Origin of the sequence: Candidatus Poriferisodalis sp., assembly GCF_965208485.1 — a bacterium.
Taxonomy (GTDB): Bacteria; Actinomycetota; Acidimicrobiia; order Acidimicrobiales; family Poriferisodalaceae; genus Poriferisodalis.
The window spans coordinates 2484724-2499970 of the sequence record NZ_OZ242344.1 but is presented as its reverse complement, the minus strand read 5'-3'; the positions used below and the strand labels follow the sequence as shown (position 1 = coordinate 2499970).

At 67.7% G+C, this 15247-nt stretch carries 11 protein-coding genes and 1 tRNA gene; 5 read left to right on the top strand and 7 right to left on the bottom strand.

Annotated elements, in window-relative coordinates:
- The first annotated feature begins 78 nt into the window (after positions 1-78).
- From ACOGXQ_RS11685 to ACOGXQ_RS11670, 4 genes are all read left to right on the top strand, one after another.
- The gene (locus tag ACOGXQ_RS11685) at positions 79-1314 is read left to right on the top strand and encodes an acyl-CoA dehydrogenase family protein (RefSeq protein WP_419943843.1); all 1236 of its coding nucleotides are present in this window, start codon (positions 79-81) and stop codon (positions 1312-1314) included.
- Positions 1315-1498: 184 nt separating this feature from the next.
- Positions 1499-3013, top strand: coding sequence for a Fic family protein (locus ACOGXQ_RS11680; RefSeq protein WP_419943842.1), 1515 nt, complete (start codon positions 1499-1501; stop codon positions 3011-3013).
- 30 nt (positions 3014-3043) lie between these two features.
- Positions 3044-3526, top strand: a complete 483-nt coding sequence (locus ACOGXQ_RS11675; RefSeq protein ID WP_419943841.1) for a VOC family protein — start codon at positions 3044-3046, stop codon at positions 3524-3526.
- Positions 3527-3558: 32 nt separating this feature from the next.
- A complete protein-coding gene (locus tag ACOGXQ_RS11670) occupies positions 3559-4332 on the top strand; it encodes an EthD domain-containing protein (protein ID WP_419943840.1) in 774 nt (257 codons plus the stop codon).
- A 42-nt stretch (positions 4333-4374) separates the two neighbouring features.
- Here ACOGXQ_RS11670 and ACOGXQ_RS11665 read toward each other — a convergent pair whose 3' ends face one another.
- The 4 genes from ACOGXQ_RS11665 to ACOGXQ_RS11650 form a co-directional block, all read right to left on the bottom strand.
- Positions 4375-5985, bottom strand: coding sequence for an ABC transporter permease (locus ACOGXQ_RS11665; RefSeq protein ID WP_419943839.1), 1611 nt, complete (start codon positions 5983-5985; stop codon positions 4375-4377).
- Between the two features lie 46 nt (positions 5986-6031).
- A complete protein-coding gene (locus tag ACOGXQ_RS11660) occupies positions 6032-7054 on the bottom strand; it encodes an extracellular solute-binding protein (protein ID WP_419943838.1) in 1023 nt (340 codons plus the stop codon).
- 244 nt (positions 7055-7298) lie between these two features.
- A tRNA-OTHER gene (locus tag ACOGXQ_RS11655) sits at positions 7299-7369 on the bottom strand.
- Positions 7370-7476: 107 nt separating this feature from the next.
- Positions 7477-8472, bottom strand: a complete 996-nt coding sequence (locus tag ACOGXQ_RS11650; protein WP_419943837.1) for an SDR family NAD(P)-dependent oxidoreductase — start codon at positions 8470-8472, stop codon at positions 7477-7479.
- 204 nt (positions 8473-8676) lie between these two features.
- Between ACOGXQ_RS11650 and ACOGXQ_RS11645 the strand changes: the two genes are divergently transcribed.
- Positions 8677-11622: a hypothetical protein gene (locus tag ACOGXQ_RS11645; protein ID WP_419943836.1), complete on the top strand. Its 2946-nt coding sequence runs from the start codon at positions 8677-8679 to the stop codon at positions 11620-11622.
- Between the two features lie 101 nt (positions 11623-11723).
- Here the strand turns inward: ACOGXQ_RS11645 and ACOGXQ_RS11640 are convergent, their stop codons facing one another.
- From ACOGXQ_RS11640 to ACOGXQ_RS11630, 3 genes are all read right to left on the bottom strand, one after another.
- Complete coding sequence (locus tag ACOGXQ_RS11640; protein WP_419943835.1) at positions 11724-12482, bottom strand: crotonase/enoyl-CoA hydratase family protein; 759 nt, start codon at positions 12480-12482, stop codon at positions 11724-11726.
- A gap of 161 nt (positions 12483-12643) precedes the next feature.
- Positions 12644-14413, bottom strand: coding sequence for a glycerol-3-phosphate dehydrogenase/oxidase (locus tag ACOGXQ_RS11635; RefSeq protein WP_419947382.1), 1770 nt, complete (start codon positions 14411-14413; stop codon positions 12644-12646).
- Positions 14414-14488: 75 nt separating this feature from the next.
- Positions 14489-15247, bottom strand: a complete 759-nt coding sequence (locus ACOGXQ_RS11630; protein ID WP_419943834.1) for a class II aldolase/adducin family protein — start codon at positions 15245-15247, stop codon at positions 14489-14491.

Sequence of the window (15247 nt, the reverse complement as noted above, 5' to 3'; positions counted from 1 at the left end):
CATGGAAGGAACACCCTCACCGAGCCGCGCCAGACCATGAACGTGCTGCCGCTTGGGCTGCGGTTCTACGCTGCGCGCATGGCCGGCGTCGACGAGGTTCGTGACGAGGCCCGCACGTGGCTGGAGGAGCACTGGCACCGGGAGCGGCCGCTCATCGAGTGGCGCAACCTGCTGGCCGACACCGGATGGGGCACCCCGTCGTGGCCGACGCAGTGGCACGGACGGGGGCTGCCGGCTTCGATGGACGCCGTGGTCGCCGCCGAGTTCGACGCGGTGGGTGCCGTCGGCGTGGCGGCGGGCGTCAGCATGTACCTCGTGGCGCCGACGCTGCTGGCCCACGCCGATGACGATCAGAAGCGGCGCCACCTGCGCCCGATCCTGACCGGCGAGCACAAGTGGTGCCAGCTGTTCTCCGAGCCCACGAACGGCTCGGACCTGGCGGGACTGGTGACCCGGGCCGACCGCGACGGCGACGAGTGGATCGTCAACGGCCAGAAGGTGTGGAACTCGGGAGCGCACAAGGCCCGCTTCGGCATCCTGATGGCGCGCACCAACTGGGACGTGCCCAAGCACCAGGGCATCTCGTACTTCCTCATCCCGATGGACCAGCCGGGCGTGGAGGTGCGCCCGCTGCGCCAGATGAACGGACACGCGACGTTCAACGAGGTGTTCTTCGAAGATGCCCGGGTGCCCGGAAACGAGCTGGTCGGCAGCCCCGGCGACGGCTGGCGCATCGGCCTCACGACGCTGACGCACGAACGGGCCGCGGTGGCCACGCGCCGCCCGCGCTACCCGACCGACGGCGGGCCGACGGTCGAGCGGGCCAAGCAGGAGAGCGACGAGTACTTCGCCACCTACAAGTGGTACCCGCAGCGAGCGGGGCGGGCGAATCTGGTCATCCCCGAGGCGCAGCGCACTGGCCGCGTCGCCGATCCTGTGGTGCGCCAGCAGATCGCCCGGGTCGAGACGCTGCGGCGCATCTCGGGGTGGACTACCCAGCGTGCCCGCGCCGCACGTGCCGCCGGCAAGCCGCCCGGCCCCGAGGGCTCGCTCACCAAGCTGAACATGTCGGTGACGGCGCGGGCCTGCCATGTCGCCCACACGATGATCGCCGGATCGATGGGGATGCTGGTCGGCCCCGTCTCCAACGCCGACGGCGTCGTGTCAGAGATCTTGATGTCCACGCCGGCCATGTCGATCGCCGGCGGCACCGACGAGATCCAGCGCAACATCATCGGCGAGCGGGTCCTCGGCCTGCCCAAGGAGCCCGACGACGCCAAGGACATCCCCTACTCCGAGGCCCGCCGCAACTGATTCACAGCACGACACTCCTGCCGCAACCGACCCCCGCACGCAGCACGACACCCCCGCCCCATGCCGCTATTTGTCCTCATTGTGTCGCAGAGTCAAGTTCTCGAACTGATTTCGACTGGATCGAATATGTTACACGGGCCGAAAATGCGTCAGAATGAAGCTCTCGAACCGTTAGCGTCTCACCATGACACGCAGTAGGTCCACGCCGTGGCCGACCGGGCGGCGCACGGTCTTCTTCGACGACGTGGCATCGAGGAGCACTCTGGGACGGGCTGTCGCTGCGGGTCGGATCCGCCGGCTGGCATCCCGGCTGTACTCCGCTGACCTCGCGAGTGATCCTGCAGACATCGTGGCGGCGAACCGCTGGCCCATCTTGGGTCGCTTGCTGCCTGGCGCGATCGTCGTAGATCGCTCGGCCGCTCGCAACGGCAGTCCGAGCAACGGCTGCCTGTTCGTTGCCGTAGAACGCGGGCGCAAACCGCTCCAGTTGCCGGGGCTGCAGGTGCATATCCGCTCAGGTGTGTCATTCGACGAACCATCTTCCGATCTTCCTTGGCCCAACGGCCTTGCGATGTCCAGCCCTGCGCGCATCGTGGTGGACAACCTCGCCCTGTCCCGCAGTCGCGGCGGACGGGTGCCCCGAACGCTGTCTCTGGCCGAATTGGAGGACTGGCTGGCTGCAAAAGCCATCACGTGGGGAACCGAGCGCCTCGCGCGACTGCACGACGACGCGATTGCGCTGGCCGAAGCTGTCGGCCGCCCTGAACGCGTCGAACTCATAGACCGGCTGTTCGCCCGGCTGGACGGTGATGAATCCGCACGTCCTGCTGGCGGTCAGCTGCTCTTGGCCTACACGAGCGGTCGAGCGTGGGATGAGCGAAGGCTGGAGATGTTCAACCGGCTGGCGCAGGGATTGACCGCCTACGAGGACACGGACGTGCCCGGCTGGCTGCCGGCTGGATCCGACGCCGAGACGCTGCCGTTTTTTGAGAGCTATTTCTCCAACTACATCGAAGGCGCGGTGTTCAGCGTGTCCGAAGCACGCCAGATCGTCGACACACAGCAACCGCCGGCCGACCGTCCGGCCGACGGTCACGACATCCTGGGCACATATCGCTGTGTCGCCGACACCGTTGGACGCAAGTCGGTAGCGCGCGACGCTGACGGATTCTTGGGCCTGCTGCGCGAGCGCCACCGGATGATCATGGGCGGCCGCCCCGAGTTGGCGCCAGGCGAGTGGAAGCGGAAGAACAACCAAGTCGGGGCATTCGTATTCGTTGAACCTCAACTGGTGGAGGGAACACTGCGTCGGGGATTCGAGTTGGCAGGGTCGGTCCCTGCCGGCATGCGGCGAGCTCTGTTCATGATGTTCCTCGTCGCCGAGGTCCATCCGTTCACTGACGGCAACGGCCGTGTGGCGCGGGTCATGATGAACGCCGAGTTGTCGGCGGTCGATGCCGCGCGAATCATCATTCCCGCCGTGTATCGCAACGAGTACATCAGCAGCCTGCGGCGAACCTCAACGACACAGGCCGACGACGTCGCAGCACTGGTGAGGGTCATGAGCTTCGCATGGCGATGGACGGCCGCGATGCCCTGGTACGACCGAGGCGCGACCGACGGCCAGCTTGAGGCCACCAACGCGCTGCATGACCCTGACGACGCTGCGATCGGCGGAATCAAGCTGCGGCTGCCCTGACGGGCGGAGGCCGTCAGTACGATCAGCCGCATGGCCACGCTGGGCTTGCGACACGCAGTGCTGTGGGTGAACGACCCCGAGGCTTCCGCCAGCTTCTACCGCCAGGCGATCGGGCTGGAAGTGGTGAACCGCTACGGCACGGCGGTGTTCATGGCGTCACCTGACTCCAACACCGACCACGACCTCGGTCTGTTCGACGCAGCCGGCGAGGGCGCCCCGGCCCGTCACGTGGGGCTCTATCACCTGGCCTGGGAGGTGGCCACGCTGGCGGAGCTGGCCGCGGCCAAGGACCGGCTGTCCGAGATGGGTGCGCTGGTGGGCGAGAACAACCATGGCGTCAGCCGCAGCCTGTACTGCCACGATCCCGACGGCATCGAGTTTGAGGTCATGTGGGAGGTGCCGCCGGAGCTGTACGAACCCGATGCGCCCCGCAACATCCCGCTCGACCTCGACGCGGACATGGCCCGCTGGGGTGCCGACTGCCTCAGCCGCGGCGCACGCCGCGCCGCCTGAGCCGTGTTGCCTGACGGCGGGGGAGGCGAGCGATGCTGCGACTGACGTACTTGCTGCGGCGCAAGACAGGCATGAGCCGGGCCGAGATGCAGGACTACTGGCTGAACGTGCACGGCCCGCTGGTGGTATCGCACTCAGCGACGGCCAAGATGCTGCGCTACGTCCAGGTGCACACCACCAGCGACGACCACAGCCGCCTGCCGGGCCGCCGCGGAGAGATGGAAGAGCCCTACGACGGGGTGGCCGAGGTCTGGTGGGAGTCGAAGGAGTCGATGCTGTCCGCGATGCGCACCGACGCCGGCCGCGAATTCGACCGCGCGCTGGTCGAGGACGAGCTCAACTTCCTGGACATCAAGAACTCCTCGGCGTACTACTGCTACGAGTACCCCCAGGTGAACCCCACGCCGGAGAACATCGCTGCCACCGACCGCTCCAGCTTGGTGAAGCTGTACTTCTCGTTCCGTCACCTGCCGTCGCTCAGCATCGAAGATGCCCAGTGGTACTGGCGGACGCATCACGGGCCGATCATCCGGCGTCAGGCGCAGTCGTCGGGGATCCTGCGCTACCAACAGGTCCACGCCGACGAGCACTCGTTCACCGCGGCCATCAACCGCTCGCGAGGCTCGGTGGTGGAGCACTACACCGGCCATGCCGAGGTGTGGATGGACCGCAGCGCCATGGGCAACGCGATCCCCGAGAACCGGGCGGCGTCGCGTCGTGCCTACGAGGACGAAGCCAACTTCATCGACTTCGGACGCTCGGTGATGTTCCTGGCCAAAGAGCACGTGATGGTGGATCACCGCTGAACCAGCTTCCGGCGCTGCCCTCGCAGGCGGCTGCGTCGTCGCTCAGGTGGGGTCCTGTCGGCGGACCACGAAGAACCACGTCAGCGCGAACGACAGCACGACCAGGATCACGCTCATCAGCCCGGCTTCGGCGATGAACGCGTCCTCGAACGAGCCGAAGATGCGGGTGGTCAGCGTGGAGAAGTCCAGCGGCGACACGAACAGGCTGATCGGCAGCTCTTTCATCACCGACAGCAGCACCAGCCCGCCGGCTGCGCCGAGCGCCGGCCCCATCACCGGCATGTCCACGGTGAAGAAGCGCCGCACCGGTCCGGCGCCGAGCAGCCGGGCGGAGTCTCCCAGCCGCTCGGGCACGCTGCGCACCGCCACGACGCTGATGCCCATGGCGAGCGACCCGAAGCGCACGATGTAGGCAAAGATCAGCAGCCCGGTCGTGTCGCCGAGCAGCTCGAGCACCAAGTCGGTTCGCAGCACCCAGAAGCGCATCGACAGCGCGATCAGCAGCCCGGGCAGCGCGAATGTGCTGATGACCACGGCGTGCGCGAGTGACCCGGTGCGGGACCGGTGCCGTCCCACCAGCATGGCGATGGGCAGCACCGCCGCCACCGAGATGGCCGCAGCCACGACGCTCACCCACACGGTGTTGAACGTGGCGTCCGCGATGCTGCCGTAGTCGACCGCGAGCGCCCGCTCGCCGGTCATCGAGCGCAGCATGCCGCGCTGTGCCCAGTCCACGAGCGCGATGAAGGGCGCGGCAACGCTCGCGAACACGGTGATGGCAACCGCCGCCGCAGCGGCGGGCTTCCAGCGACCCAAGCGGTAGTCGAGGGGCCGGTTCGAGCCCGTGCGAGCGCCGTCGGGCAGCCGACGGGAGAACCACCGCTCAGCCAGCACCACCGCCGCTGCGAGCACCAGCAGCATGAGGCTGAGCGCCAATGCCACTGGCGGGTTCGCGAGGTGGTTCGTGGCGATGGCGCGCGTCAGCGTGTCGTAGCGCATCAGTTGTACAGCGCCGAAGTCGCTGAGCGTGTAGAGGAACACCAGCAGCGTGCCCGCCCAGATGGCGGTGCCCGCGTAGGGCAGGCAGATGCGGCGGAACACCGCGAAGGCACTGTCGCCGAGCATCCGTGCGCTCTCTTCGAGGCTGCCGGGGAGCTGGCGCAGCCGGGCGGCAACCGGCAGGTACACGTAGGGGTAGGTCATCAGCAGCAGCACCAGCCAGGTGCCGAAGAACCCGCGCAGTTCGGGCAGCGCCGTGATGCCGATGTATGCGAGCAGGTCGTTGGCCAGGCCGCCGGGGTTGAGCGTGCGGATGAACGCCGCCGCGCCGACGAAGGTGGGGTACACGAGCGGCAGCGGCAGCAGCACTCGCCACAGCCGGCGCAGCGGCAGGTCGGTGCGGGCGGTGAGCCATGCTAGGCCAGTACCCAACACCAGTGCGCACGCCGAGACCGACACGGCCAGCCGCAGCGACCGCCACAGCGGGCCGAGCGTGCGCGCGCTCCACAGCAGCCCGTCGAGGCCAGTGCCGTCGCGCAGCGCCCGGTACACCAAGTACACGCCGGGGAAGGCGAACCCGAATGCCAGCACCACACCGGCGAGGCGCAGCGCCGGCGGTGCCGTGCTGCGTCGTGGCCGGGTGGTGGTGGTCATCTCAGCCACCCGAGTGGGCCGGCGGAAGCAACAGGCTGCACCGGTGTCACTCGTTCAGGATGCCGCTGGCCTCGATGATCTCAGTGGACCGGGCGAATCCCTCGCCGAGCGAGTCGAAGCTGAGACTTCCGACCTCAGGTCCTTCGAGGCTTGGCAGGACATCGGCCGGAGCGACCCCTGCAGCCAGCGGGTACTCGAGGGTCTCGCTGCTGAAGTACTGCTGCGCCGGAGCGCTCAGCAGGTAGGCGATGAACTCGTTGGCTGCGACGGTGTGCTCGCTGGCGGCCGTGACGGTGGCCGCGGTGATGATGAGCAGCGATCCGATGTCATCACCGGTGAATTCCCAGTTCGCCGCCCGGTGACCGTCACCGATGGCCTCAGCCACTTGGTACTGGTAGTAGTGATTCACGAGGCCCATGTCGATCTCGCCGCGGCCGGCGGCCTCCACGATGGACCGGTTGTTGGGGTAGTAGCGGGCGTCGTTGGCCACCATGTCGCCGAGCCATTGGGTGACTGCGTCGTCGCCGTGCTGGTGCCGGAACACCGTGAACCAGTCCACGAAGGAGCCGTTCGTGGCCGGGATTGCCACCCGGCCGCGGTAGCGCTCGTCGGTGAGGTCGAACACCGACGCCGGCAGCTCGTCGGCGACCACGTTGTCGGCGTTGTAGACGAGCACCCGCTTGCGTCCGGTGAACCCGACCCAGGTGAGTGCAGCGGAACGGTTCTCGCCGTTGACGAGACCGGCGACGTCTGCGTTGACGGCGCCGAGCAGGCCCTTGCTCTCCAGGAAGCCCACCGGGCCGGGCGAGCGCGACAGGAACACGTCGGCGCTGGTGCGGTCGCCTTCCTCGGCCAGCAGCAGCGCCAAGTCGTTCGAGGCGCCCCAGCGGACCGCCACATCGACGCCGGTCTCGCACTCGAACGCGTCGAGCACGGGTTGGATCAGGTTCTCAGTGCGGCCGGAGTACACGGTGAGCCGCCGGTGGTCGGCCTCGGCGCAGTCGCCGTTGTAGATCGCCGCAGCGGGACCTTCCAGTGTGCGTACGGACCCGCAGGCGCTCGCGATCAAGGCGGCGCTGACGGCGAGCGCGACTAGGCCCCTCAGTCGTCTGCGGCGACGCGATGACCGAGGCGCGGGCGGAATCAGCGGTGTGGAGGGGGATGGTGGTGTGAGCATGGCGACGTACTATAGCCACAGTTCTCACGTTGTATAAAGTTTGCCTAATGAAAAATGTGAAGTATACTGTTCAGCCCGCCGGTGCTCTGGGTGGAGAATCGGCTTGTGTAGATTGGGTGCGTGGCCCTAGGGTCACTGGTGGACCTAGACGGAATCGAACCGTCCGAGGCGGGTCTGAGTCCAGCTCGGCGCACCAGCGCTAGGCCCTTGAGAGCCGCACCCTTCGGGGTGCGGCTCTCAGTACCTTTACAGGCCGAACTTTGTTGACTCTTGTTGTTTTCTGATCATGGCCATTCGCAGGATGATGGCTGATCTCAGGCGAAGCGCAGCGGCTCGGCGGCGCTCCAGTCGACAGGCTGCTCGTCCAGGTTGAGGGCCAGCCGGTGCCAGATCAGCTCGACCGCCGGCGGGCCGACCGGGTCGGCTTGGCCGGTCTCGGCGGCGGCACTCACCATCAGCTCGTACATCGCCCCGTCGGTCTCGTCGGTCGGGCGGGCCAGCAGCGCCATGAACGCCTCGGCCATCTCGCACGGCTCCAGCATCCGGGGCTGCCAGCGGCCGAAGACCCGCTCGTTGCCGGCGTACTCGTTGGTCATGCCGGTGCGCACGAACGGCAGCAGCAGTGTGAAACAGCTCACCAGGTCGGCGCTGCGGCCCAAGTTCACCTTGAGGACCTTCGGCAGCTGCAGCACCGCCCAGTTGCTGAGCGCATAGCCGGGCACCGCCGGACCAGGGTCAACCGCCTGGCGGGATGACACATACACGAACTGGGCTTGCTCGCCGGCGTGCACCGCCTCGCCTGCCCACAAGTGCGTCGACGCCAGGAAGCCGTCGACCTTGGTGTCGAGCACCAGCCGTGACTGCTCAAGATTGTCGATGAAGTGCTGGCGCACCCGGGCCCGCCGCAGCGACGTGGATTCGCCCTCCACCTGGCGCAGCGTGCGCCCGAGGTTGTAGCCCGATTCGGTCAGCCCCGAATTGCAGATCACCAGGTTCGGCGGCAGGCCGCCCATCTGGTCGATGACGTAGCTGCGGATGGCCCACAGGTCTCGCAGGTTGGTGACATCAGCCTGCACGGGGAAGGCGTGCACGCCCTCGTCGCGCAGGCGGTCCACCAGGTCGAACCCGTCCTCGTAGCTGCGATGGAAGTGAATGCCGACCGAGTCGGCACCGTTGAGGCCTGTGCTCAGGGCCATCGCCTGACCGATGCCACCGTCTTTGCCGGCACCGGTGATGAGGACCCGCTTGCCTTCTACCCCGCCGCGCAGCGCATCGAAGCGGAACCTGTCGGTCGGCGCGGTGTAGGTCATGGCGTTGCTCCTCGTCGAGCCGCGGGCTGGGTCTTGGGACGCCGCCAGCGCAGCGCGCGCTGCAGGCGATGCCAACTAGAGGCTCAGTCTGGCGCAGTCACCGGTGCGGCGGGGTCACGCGCTCTGTCACTGCCGCCATGCACAATGAACCCGCACACAGCGCGTTCCTGCCGCGCGATCAGCGGCCGCAAAGAAGGGAACCGCATGCCACGCACCGAGAAAGCCGAGAACGTCGTTCTGGGCGCTTTGCTGGAGAGCTTGCGTCCCCGTTGGGCGGTTCGATGGGAGGAGACCGGTCGCATCGAGGGTGCCGCCGGACTCCAGCCCGACATCACCATCGACGTACCCCGCGCCGCTCCGGTCGTCATCGAGGTCGAGTTCAGCCCTGCGGCCGAAGTCGAGAAGGATGCGCAGGCACGGTTGGGAGTCCGCCTCGTCGACGCACCGATACCGGTCGAGACCGTGATAGCAGTCATCCTGCCTCAGCGCTTTCGGGCCGGCGCCGATGGCGGGTCATTCGAGGACAGGCGGGCCCGCTTGGCGGCTTCCAACGACGTGCAATGGGCACTGTTCACCCAACAGGCACCAATCCGCCGCCCGGGCAGCGGCTGGATTTCGGGATCACCGTCGGATCTGGCTGCCACCATCGAGTCCGTCTTGGTGTCGCGACGGCGGCTCGACGAGGCCGCGGACGCCTTGGAGCGGGCCGGGAACGTCGCAGCGGGGATGCGCGCAGGGTTCGGGAACGCTGTTCATCAGCGGATCAGCGAGGTGCTGCATCAGGAATCATCCGAGCAGACCTGGAAGATGGCCGCCTCGATCGTCGTCAACGCCTTCCTGTTCCAAGAAGCGATAGCCGCGCACCACTCGACACCGGACTTGGATGCGGTCCGCAGCCGGTCCCGCCGTTCGGGCGATATGTCCAAGCGCGAGATCATCCGAGCCTTTGAGCAGATCATGGAGGTCAACTACGTACCGATTTTCTCCGTTGCTGTTGAGATCATTCGGCTGCTGCACGGCGAAGACGTCCTGTTGCTGTGCAAGGTGCTCGCGGAGGCTGCCGAGACGATGCGAGACGCGGGGGCGAACCAAGTTCAGGACATGACAGGCCAACTGTTCGGCACGATGATCGCCGACCGCAAGTTCCTGGCGACGTTCTATACGTTGCCTGCCGCGGCGACGCTGCTGGCCGAATTGGCGCTCGACCGCCTCGATGTCGACTGGGCTGACGAGAATGCAGTCGCTGCCCTGCGCATCGCCGACTTTGCCTGCGGGACCGGGTCGCTCTTGTCGGCCGCGTATCGACGGACATTGGCTCGTGCTCGCCGGTCCGAGCTCGACGACGCGGCGCTCCACACGGCCTTGATCGAGAATGGCCTCATCGGGGCAGACATCATGCCGGCGGCGGCGCACCTGACCACGACCATGCTGGCCTCCGTGCAGCCGCAGACCAGTTTCGGGCACTGCGGCATTCACTTGGTGGACTACGGCTCGACAGCCGAGATCGAAGCGAACGGCAAACACGGAGCGAACGCCGAGATTGCCATCGGCTCGCTCGAACTGCTGGGCGAAGGCGGGGTCTCGGTGTCCCACTGGCGGGACATTCGCCGCATCGAGCGCACCTCTGGCGTCGAGAACGATGCCGTGCCGCACATGGACCTCGATGACGGCACCCTCGACCTCTGCATCATGAATCCGCCCTACACACGGCCGACCAACCACGAGACAGCGGCAGCGGCGGGAGTGCCGGTGCCGTCGTTCGCCGGTCTCGGAACCGAAGACGAGCATCAGGCCGCTATGAGCGCCCGGCTGCGGGTGCTGAGCCGACACATCCGAAAGCCGAGGGCTGGGCACGGCAACGCGGGGCTTGCGTCGTATTTTCTCGACTTGGCGTTCGCCAAGACACGCCCCGGCGGCGTCATCGCCTTCGTGCTTCCGTTCTCGTCGATTGCCGGCGGCGCGTGGGCTGGCGCACGAGAGATGTTCGAGCGCTACTGCGACGACGTGACGTTCGTGTCGATTGCTTCGCATGGCAGCACCCAGCGGGCCTTCTCCGCCGACACGCACATGGCCGAAGCGCTCGTTATCGCCCGCAAGGCGCCTGTACGCAAGTCCAGCGTGGCGGCACGGCCGTTGTGGGTCTCGTTGCGAGCCCGCCCTGACTCGGAGACCGAAGCGGTCTGGACGGCACAGGCCATCGCCAAGGCCGAGAGAGACTCAGCTTCGGGCCGGGTGCTCGTCGGCGATGACGTGGTGGGCTATGTGTCGCGAGGCGACATGGCCGATGGCACCCGCTTGAGCGCGATTGCGGATCCCGATCTCGCCATGTGCGCAGCAGGACTCGCCCGTGGCAGCCTCGACCTGCCCCGCCACCCGTCCGTACCGCTGCCGCTCTGCGAGCTTGCCCAACTCGGGACGCCCGGCCCGGTGCATCGGGACATCAATGGTGCCGATCCACGCACCGGAGTGGCGCGTGGCCCGTTCGATCTGGAGAAAATGGCTCTCGGCCAAGCTGCCTCGTACCCGATCCTGTGGGCCCATGACGCTGGCTCAGGGCGCGAGTCTGCGCTGCAGGTGGCGCCTGACCGGCTGGGACGAACCCGTGACGGCATGAGAGTCCAAGCGTTGCGAATCTGGGCTTCGGCGACGCGTCTGCATGTGAACTGCGACTTCCAGGTGAACAGTCAGCCGCTCGGTGCCTGCCTGACTGCAGAACCAACGATCGGCGGGCGCGCGTGGCCATCGTTCGTGCTGCACGAGCCGCAGTGGGAATCGGTGGTGGCCTTGTGGCTCAACACCACTCTGGGGCTAATCGCCCGCTGGTCAGTCTCGGGTCGGCAGCAGCAGGGCAGGGCCAATCTCACGGTTACGACGCTGGGTCGAATCCCCATCCTCGATCCGCGCTCGCTGTCTGACAAGCAGGTCGTACGTCTTGGTGATCTGGCCGAGCGTGAACGCAATGAGCCGTTGCTGCCTGCCAATGAGGCCTACCGGGACGCTCAGCGGCAGGTGCTCGACGTTGCAGTGCTCCATGACGTCCTCGGCTTGCCCTCAGACGTACTCGACGCGTTGGAGGTGATGCGGCTCATCTGGTGCGCTGAGCCATCAGTTCACGGCGGGAAGCGGACGCGCCCGCCGCAGGCGCCCTAGTGCGGTGTCCACATACCTGCACATGGTGACACCGAAGCAAAACACTGGAACTGCGGGCAGATCTTAGGCTCGCAAGCGCGCGAACGTTTGTGGATATCGCACTAGCGACCAGTCCACACAGGATCGCGCTTCTCGACGAACGCCCGTGGCCCCTCGAGGAAATCCTCGGTGCCCAAGATGTTGTGGAAGTGATCGCGGGTGATCTCCCAACCGTCGTCCTCGGAGCGTGCATGGCTCTCGAGCACCACGGCGCGGCTCTCGCGCACCGCGCTGGGCGCGTTCGCGATGATCCGGTCCGCCAAGGCGACGGCCGCCTCGACCACCTCGCCGTCTGTGGCCATCTCGTTGACGAGGCCGAGCTGGAACGCCCGCTCTGCCGAGATCGGGTCGCCGGTCATGGCCAGCTCCAGCGCCACGTTGCGGCCCACGACCTGCGGCAGGCGGAACAGCCCGCCGGCGGCCGCCACCAGCGAGCGCTTCACCTCGGGGATGCCGAAGCGGGCGCGGGGCGAGGCCACCACCAGATCGCACGACAGCACGATCTCGAGGCCGCCGGCCAACGCCGCCCCGTCCACCGCGGCGATGAGCGGCTTGGTGCGGGGGTAGCGGGCCAGCCCGGCGAAGCCGCCCTTCTCTGTCTCGATGGGCTTCTTCTGCGCCACTGACTTCAGGTCGGCTCCGGCGCTGAAGACGGTGCCCGTGCCGACCAAGATGCCGACCCACACCTCAGGATCGGCCTCGAATGCATCGAGGTGGGCCTCCATCGCGGCAGAGACCTCGTGACTGATGGCGTTGCGGGCTTCAGGCCGGTTCAAGGTGAAGAACGCAATCCGTTCTTGGGTTTCGTATTCGACGACCATTGCGTCAATCTAGAGGGAGGCGGCTGGCGTGGGCTTGGGCTCGCGGCCGATCGGCCCTCTAGCAGGATGCGGAAAAAGTCGATTTTCGGGCGGTCTCCAGTTGCAAACCCGTAGGTCAGGGGCTTGCGTTTCCCGCCAGACCTGCATACTTCAGCAGCCTGCTAGCGGCGAATATCGGGGGCGCCGAGGCGGACGGCATCGGCGGTCTGATCATCTGGCCGGGTCTGGCTCTCGCGCTCGGCCTCGACGCGGGCGTGGTAGTGCCACACTTCGCGCTCGATGGTCTCGGGCGACCAACCCAGCTCGGCGGCCATCAGCTCGGCGGTGTCCTGTGCCACGTCGGCGCCCCGATCCCACGACTCGACGGAGAGCCGCGTGCGCCGCGTCAGCACGTCGTCGAGATGCAGCGCGGCCTCGCTGCGCACGGCGTGGGTCACCTCGGCACGCAGGTACGGATGGCCCTCGGCCAGCGGCGCTGCAAGGTCGGGCTGCTCGGCGATCAGCTCGACCACTTCATCGATGCGGTCGCCGTGGCGCTCCAGCAGATGCACCGCGGCGGCCCGGCTGATGCCAGCGCTCGCGGCGATCTCGTCCTGGCGGCGCCGGCGTTCCTCGTAACCAGCGGCACCCACCAGCGGCGTCACGCTGGTGGCGGACCGGCGGGCTGCGGCGTCTCGTCGCCGGCGGGCGAACTTGGGCGGCGTGCGTCCGCGGGCAGCCTCGACCTCGGCGAGTGCCGTCTCGACGGTGTCGGCCGCCATGACCCGATAGGTGGTGTACTTGCCGCCGGCCACCGAGACGAGTCCCGGCGCCGCCCGGGTGATGGTGTGCTCACGGCTCAGCTTGGCCGACTGCTCGGCGTCCGACGGGCTGTCGCCGGCCACCAGCGGGCGCAAGCCCGCGTACACCCCGCAGATGTCGTCGCGGCTGATCGGATCGGCCAGCACGTCGTTGAGGCGCTGCAGCAGCAGATCGATGTCGGCGCTGCTCGCGGCAGGGTGGGCGTAGCCGAGATCCCAGTCGCTGTCGGTGGTGCCGATGATCCAGCGATCCCCCCACGGAACCACGAACAGGACGCTCGGCGGCGTGGGCACGATCAGCCCGCAGCTGAGGTCGATGCGGTCCCTGGGGACCAGCAGGTGGATGCCCTTAGAGGCACGGATGCGGGTCCGCGAGCTGTTCTCCTGCGGCGAGTCTCGCTCGGCGAGCTGTTCGATCTGGCTCGTCCACACACCGGTGGCGTTTATCACCGCATCGGCATCGAGCCTGAGTGTGCGTCCGGTCTCTCCGCAGTGGGCGATCACGCCCCGCACTGCGCCGTCGGTGACGATCAATTCTTGGACGCGGGTGGAGGTGAGGATGCGCGCCCCATGCGCTGCGGCCGTGCGGGCGATCGCGACCACCAGCCGGGCGTCGTCGGTCTGGCCGTCCCAGTAGGCGATGCCGCCGCGTACCTTGCCGTGGAGACCAGGCGCCAGCTGCTGGGTTCCGCGGGCGCCGAAGTGCCGGTGCGAACCGATGGCGTGCGGGCCCGATCCGGCCATCAGGCTGTACAGCAGGATGCCCGCCCCGGTACGCAGCCGTTCGCGCCAACCCCGACGGATCGGGTAGAGGAACTGCACCGGCCGCACCAAGTGAGGGGCCAGCAGGCCCAGCAGCAGCCGACGCTCTTTGAGCGATTCCGACACCAGGCCGAATTCGAGCCGCTGCAGGTAGCGCAGACCGCCGTGGATCAGCTTCGACGAGCGGCTCGATGTGCCCGATGCCAGGTCGCGCTGTTCGAGCAAGGCCACGCTGCGGCCTCGTAGCGCCAGGTCAAGTGCACATCCTGCGCCGGTGACGCCGCCGCCGATGACCACGACATCGACGCAGCCGTCGAGGGGGCCGCTGCTCAGCTCGTCCAGCCACGCGGCGCGCTGGGACGGCCCCAGCCGGCTGTCACCTGCAGCGCCGGGCTCTCGGAACTCAGCTTCGCCGTTGCCGATCGCGGCAGGGTCGGTCACTGCTCAGGCGAACTCGTGGGGCAGGTGGCGGTGGGTCGCCCATCCGAACAGGTTCCAGCCGAAGTCGCCCTCGGTCAGGTCTTCCTGCGCGGTGCGTGCCGCCTCGGCAGAGATCGGGATGCCGTCGCGGGCCTTCATCTGCACTTCGGCCACCCGCTCGGCCAGCACGAACCAGCCCACCGCGTCGGCCGGGCTCGCCCCGACCGTCAGCAGCCCGTGGTTGGCCAGGATGATCGCGCGGCAGTCGCCCAGCGCGGCAGCGATGCGCTTGCCGCCATCGGTCGAGAGGACCTGCACCACCTCGTCGACGAGCGCATGGTTCTCGAAGAAGCAGGTCGCCTCCTGGTTGATCGGCTCGATCATGCGCCGCTCAGCCGAGAACGGCGTGCCCCACTGGGTGTGCGTATGGGCGACGGCGCCGATGTCGGGTCGCGCCTCATGGATCGGGTGATGTATGTGGTAGGCGCTGTTGTTGATCAGTGCCGGCCGGCCGTCCTGATCGGCGGCAATGCCGTCGGGTGCCACCAGCACCAGGTCGTCGATGTTCGCCCGCTCGAAGGGCACGCCCCAGCGCAGCAGCCACATGTGGTCGGTGCGCAGCGGGTCGCGGCAGGTGATGTGGCCGTCGCCCAGTTCGCCCCAGCGCAGCGTCCCGAACAGGCGGTATGCCTGAGCCAGGTCAGCGAGCAGGCGGGAACGCTCGGCATGCGGATCGGCCTGGAACGGCTCGGCGGTTTCCGCGGCAAGGTCGCGATCACTCAT